The 5,643-nt window shown below is 43.6% G+C and carries 5 protein-coding genes and 1 pseudogene; 5 read left to right on the top strand and 1 reads right to left on the bottom strand.

Translation table 11 applies throughout. The features are described 5' to 3' along the window. The first annotated feature begins 128 nt into the window (after nt 1-128). The 5 genes and pseudogenes from CAG68_RS18490 to CAG68_RS18470 all read left to right on the top strand — a co-directional run bounded on the left by CAG68_RS18490 (nt 129) and on the right by CAG68_RS18470 (nt 4,296). The gene (locus CAG68_RS18490; RefSeq protein WP_161441487.1) at nt 129-797 is read left to right on the top strand and encodes a DUF1826 domain-containing protein; all 669 of its coding nucleotides are present in this window, start codon (nt 129-131) and stop codon (nt 795-797) included. A gap of 4 nt (nt 798-801) precedes the next feature. Further along, a complete protein-coding gene (locus tag CAG68_RS18485; protein ID WP_161441486.1) occupies nt 802-1,272 on the top strand; it encodes a Fur family transcriptional regulator in 471 nt (156 codons plus the stop codon). Between the two features lie 81 nt (nt 1,273-1,353). Next, nucleotides 1,354-2,688 carry a dihydroorotase gene (locus CAG68_RS18480; protein WP_017821072.1) on the top strand — a complete coding sequence of 445 codons (1,335 nt, stop codon included), beginning with the start codon at nt 1,354-1,356 and terminating at the stop codon, nt 2,686-2,688. A gap of 44 nt (nt 2,689-2,732) precedes the next feature. Next, nucleotides 2,733-3,293: a carbonate dehydratase gene (locus CAG68_RS18475; protein WP_017821071.1), complete on the top strand. Its 561-nt coding sequence runs from the start codon at nt 2,733-2,735 to the stop codon at nt 3,291-3,293. After that, nucleotides 3,283-4,296: pseudogene (locus tag CAG68_RS18470) on the top strand (CobW family GTP-binding protein). The gene CAG68_RS18475 and the pseudogene CAG68_RS18470 overlap by 11 nt, the downstream one beginning before the upstream one ends. 207 nt (nt 4,297-4,503) lie before the next feature. Here the strand turns inward: CAG68_RS18470 and CAG68_RS18465 are convergent. After that, a complete protein-coding gene (locus tag CAG68_RS18465) occupies nt 4,504-5,376 on the bottom strand; it encodes an aspartoacylase (protein WP_161441485.1) in 873 nt (290 codons plus the stop codon). Nucleotides 5,377-5,643 lie beyond the last annotated feature (267 nt).

The following is a 5,643-nucleotide window of genomic DNA, read 5'->3' as shown; positions in this document are numbered from 1 at the left end:
GGGTGGGACTGTGTCAATATGTCCGTGAACTAGAGCGAAATCGTAACGATTACTAGGTCTCATAGCCCTAGAAAATCAACGTTATTAAAACCTTTACCTGACCTTTTTAACGCTTGGGAGGAAGATATATGAGCATTGATGTAGTTGAGAACCCGCTTCGTGTCCAAAAAACATCATCGTTGGCGATATCGACATCAGCGAACATACTTAGCGACATCTACAAACCAGAGCACAATATTGCCATATGGCAGCGAACGCTCTCGAAAGAGTTGACGAAGGACATTAATCTGATGCTGGCTCAGGAGCCTAGATTGGCACTGGTACAAAGTGTCACGCCAGATGATGCTGCACAATGGGTACGAAGCAAGTTAGAGGGCTATGCGTGTGCTGATGCGCTGAGTGAAGATGTTGCTTTAATCGTCGATATGTTCTGCTGTTTGTTTGAGGTTAAAGAAGCAGGTTTGAGACTAACTCGCCTAGACAGCCCGATGTGCCCGAAATTTCACTTTGATCGTGTGCCTTGCAGACTTGTCATAACTTATACCGGCCGAGCGACCGAATGGTTAACCAACGATACCATTGATCGCCCAAAACTCGGTGCCGGTAGTCTTGGTCAACCTGATCACCTATCGGGATTATACGACTCTGAAAGTGCAATACGACGAATGCAGCCTGGCGATGTTGCCCTGCTCAAAGGAAGTGGTTGGGAAGGCAATGAAGCCACTGGAGTTATACATCGCTCTCCACATGTTGCAGACAATGAACGTCGCTTACTACTCACATTGGATTTCATCTAGAGATATGAGAAAGCTCAAAACGGTAGATGACGTCATGAAGCAGGTAGAGAAAATCTGCCTGCTGCGAGGTAAACAACTTACTACTAAACGGAAATTGATACTGACTTCACTACTATATGCGGAGAAGCCGCTTTCTGCCTACGAACTAGTTGACTACTGCAATCACAACTTTTCTCAAAACATTCAAGCGATGTCGGTTTATCGAATGCTAGATTTCCTTGAAGCAGAGCACTTTGTCCATAAGCTCAATACATCTAGTAAATACGTCGTTTGTTCTCAAATCGCGTGCGATCAGGAGCATGGCGTTCCACAGTTTTTGATTTGCTCTCAGTGTGGAAAGGTTAGTGAAATAGCGGTTGAAGCCAATGTTATTTCTAGCGTATGTGCGAAAGCCATACAAGAAGGCTTCACTGTTCTTAGCCCACAATTTGAGATTTCCTGTGTTTGCGATGAATGCGCAAAGCGCCCGCTATGAGGCGGACACACGATTTCCCCTTATAACTTCACAAGGTGACCGAGTATTGGCCACCTTTTCAAATTATCTAAAGAATGAATTATGTCAGCAACATTGATTAAAAATGCTCGGGTGGTCAACGAAAGAGCCATTACCGAAACAGATTTACGTATTGTTGATCAAAGAATTGACAAGATTGCTACTAATATATCCGTACAACACGGAGATATTGTAATTGATGCTAAAGGGGCTTATTTACTGCCAGGCATGATTGACGATCAAGTGCATTTCCGAGAGCCAGGGCTGACACATAAAGGCACAATTGCAAGTGAGTCGCGGGCAGCGGTGGCCGGCGGTATTACAAGCTACATGGAAATGCCCAATGTTAGTCCGGCTACAACGACTATTGACTCGTTAGAGCGCAAGTTCGCTCTCGCTAAAGAAAGCTCGTTTGCGAATTATTCTTTCTACCTCGGTGCAACCGAAGACAATCTTGAACAGATTAAACAACTTAACCCCAAACAACATTGTGGTGTGAAAGTATTTATGGGGGCATCAACAGGAAATTTGTTAGTCGAAGATCCGCAAGCGTTAGAGTCAATTTTTCGTGACTCTCCAGTACTCATTGTTACTCATTGTGAAAGTGGGACTGTTATTAAACAAAACCAGCAAAAGCAAAGGCTTAAGAAGCCAGGTTTCACTATCGAAGACCATCCCATTTTGCGTGACGAAGAGGCCTGTTACGCTTCATCTTCTTATGCGGTAGAACTTGCCAAAAAGTATCACAGCCAACTGCATGTGCTGCACATCACAACGGCGAAGGAGCTAGCACTTTTTGACGAGGGAGACATTCGAGATAAATCAATCACCGCGGAGGCTTGTGTTCACCATCTTTGGTTCAGCAACAAAGATTATGGCGCTCTTGGTAATTTGATCAAATGTAATCCTTCAATCAAGTTTCCTAGTGACCGCGATGCGTTGTTAAAAGCGTTAAATACGGGGCAAATAGATATCATTGCAACAGACCACGCTCCTCACACTTGGCAAGAAAAACAAGTGCCTTACGAGCAGGCTCCAGCCGGACTGCCGTTAGTTCAGCATGCGTTACTTACTCTCTTCGAGCATGTCCGTTTAGGTCATATGAGTTTGACTCAAGTAGTCGAAAAAACTGCGCACAACCCGGCCATTCGCTATGGCATTCAAGGCCGAGGTTTTATTCGTGAAGGTTACTACGCCGATTTGGTGTTGGTTGATGCTCATACCCCAACACGAGTTAGCAACGAAAACAGTTTATATCACTGTGGTTGGTCGCCTTTTGCTGGACATGAATTTTCAGCTCAAATTCAAAAGACTTGGGTCAATGGCGCGCTAGTTTATGCCAATAACAAAGTCATCGATAAACCAGCTGGAGCGATGCGTTTATCCTTCAATCGTTAAGTCGCTGACCGTAAAAAAAGAGCCATAAACAAACTGGAAGCATTATGTTAAGAAGAAACCCAACGGGCCATATGCCACAGGTGTCGTCAACAGCCTTTATCGATCCAACCGCTATTATCTGTGGCAAAGTCATTATTGAGGATAACGTTTTTATTGGACCCTATGCTGTTATTCGAGCTGACGAAGTTAATAACCATGGAGACATGGAAGCTATCGTCATCAAACGTGACACCAATATCCAAGATGGTGTCGTAATTCACTCTAAGGCAGGGGCTGCGGTGACCATTGGTGAGCGCTCATCCATTGCTCATCGTTCGATTATTCATGGTCCTTGCCAGGTTTGTGATGATGTTTTCATTGGCTTCAACTCCGTCGTGTTCAATAGCGTCATCGGTGAGAGGTGTGTTATTCGTCATAACTGTGTCGTCGATGGCCTCGATTTACCCGCTTATTTCCATGTACCACCGATGACCAATATTGGTGTCGGTTTTGATTTAGAGAGTATCTCTAAAGTGCCGCCAGAATATTCAGCTTTTTCCGAATCCGTCGTTTCTGCCAACCATGAACTAGTCCAAGGCTACCGGAGAATTGCCAATGAACTTTAATAAGCCACTGATTTCGCGAGTGCCGACTAACATCATCACTGGCTTTCTCGGGGTGGGGAAAACATCGGCAATAATGCACTTATTGACCCATAAACCGAGTCATGAACGTTGGGCTGTATTGGTCAATGAATTTGGCGAAGTTGGTATTGATGGCAGCTTGTTACAAGGCCAAAAAAAACAACAAGACCAAGTGTTTATTCGAGAGGTCCCCGGGGGATGTATGTGCTGTGCAGCAGGTCTTCCGATGCAAATCGCCTTAAATCAATTATTGTCTGAAGCAAGGCCAGATCGATTGTTGATTGAGCCTACAGGCCTTGGTCATCCTAAAGAAGTACTGCAAGTGCTATCGACCGAGTATTATCGTCAAATTCTCGCTTTGCAAAAAAACATTACTTTAGTCGATGCACGTAAACTATCGGATCCTAAGTACACTTAGCATGAAACGTTTAACCAGCAAATCACTATCGCAGATACAGTGGTAGGTAATAAGCGCGATCTCTATCAAGATGAAGATGAGCAAAAGCTGACGGCTTATATAGCAAAGCTCGGTCTGCGGGAAACAAAAGTGATTTTCGCTGAACATGGCGCTATCCCTTTTCATGAATGTGAGGGAGCGACTCGTATTGACGTGCAAAAAACGCCCTCTGTTCTTTATCGTGAAAGAGAGAAAAAGTCGCTTGTTCCTGAGTTGCCTATGCCTGAGAGCGGCATTCTAAAAGCAACCAATCAGGGGGAAGGTTTCTACAGTATCGGTTGGCGTATCTCCGCTGAAAACGTGTTCGATCATCAAAAGCTGAGATTATTGCTGCTCGACCTCAAGGTCGAACGAATGAAAGCGGTTTTTATCACGGGAAGCGGTATTTTTGGTTACAATCTAACATCAGATGGACTCACAGAGTTTGAACTAGACGAGTGTTCAGAAAGCCGCCTAGAACTGATCTCTTCCGGTCTAGATGACCAATTTGAAGATAGATTATTTCGATGTTTGGAGAAGGCATCATGATAGAAAAGAGAAAACTCTCCTTTTAACCATAATGTCTTACCTCCTTAAAATTCTAGTGGGGTTTCTTTTAAAGCTGCGCTTAGGGCACTTATGCTGCCGTATTAGGGTGGGGTTAGTACCCGTATTTTCTGCCTATGCGGTTCAGGCACAGTTTTATTCATGGGGTGAGGTATCCACGTTACACGTGGCCTAATTACTTGCTTTAAGTTACACGGAAGAAACACGTCTTTTTTTAGCGAGGGCCATTGCTATATTTGCGGTACTGTAGGCGCTCTCATTGATAAAGTGCGGGTAAATTTCCCCTTTGCCATTCCAATGGATATCATAACCAGCGAAAGTCGCTAATAAAGGTGCTCCTGGTTTGACCGCCTCAAAATCTCTGCCACAAATAGTAGGGTGTACTAGTGCTTGCCGCATACCCTCTTGATCAAGTGGAACCCTGATTTCTTCGGTGTAAAAAAACGCCTCATAATCGCTCAGTAAGCCTATTTGGTTGAGGTTGTGCTTTTCAACATAGTCCAATACTGCGGTAAGCATCTGTTTCATCAACTCCAACGTACTGTACTCTAGCGCACCATGTGCTTGCGCCCCGATCTCAATCATTATTCCATATTGCCCAGCAGTACAAAGGTAAGGTTGCTCTTGCCATTCTTTTCGCTCTTCGAAAAGGACATGTGCTGATGGCATTCGTTGTTTGACGTACGCGCCCAGTTTCCGATAAAACACATCGTTAGAAAGCAAAATCAACGTCGCTCCCATATTGCTTGTTGTATTGTGCAGGTCAACAATCAACAGTTTTTCTTGGTTTGCATATTTCTCGATAAATTGATGTGCAATCTTGCTTTCATGCAAATCAGGACAATGATTGCTATTCATTGCTGAGAACTCGCGATTTAAGTCTGTATCGATGTATCGGACGTTGTGTTTTACTGCTTCGGAGTTTGCGATGATCGAGCAGGCTGAAAAGGTTGATCTATTGACAGAGTAACGTTTTTCTTTGATTAGTTTATGTAAATAAATACCAGAAAGTTCGTTTCCGTGTGTTCCTGCAACGATCAGTGCTGAATTGAATGTGTTCATTATTGATCCTTCTCAAAGAGAATGGGTTGAATGACTGGTCTTCTCTTAGCCAATCCAGTGAACTGAATAAACGTTTACTAAACTGAGTAAAAATAATCCTAGATATGTTATAACATAACAATCGTTATTATTGTTACTTAGTTTCTCATGAGTCAGTTTAAATTTATTGCTTTAATCGTTGCTGTGTTTTGTTTTTCGGTCGCTTTGCTTCTACCTACAGAGGATGAGCCAAATCAAGATAGTCACAGCGTTCAACTGAATCAAAGC

The sequence above is a fragment of the Vibrio sp. V42_P2S4T144 genome, assembly GCF_009904715.1.
Classification (GTDB): domain Bacteria; phylum Pseudomonadota; class Gammaproteobacteria; order Enterobacterales; family Vibrionaceae; genus Vibrio; species Vibrio alginolyticus.
This window is presented reverse-complemented; position numbering and strand designations above follow the sequence as displayed.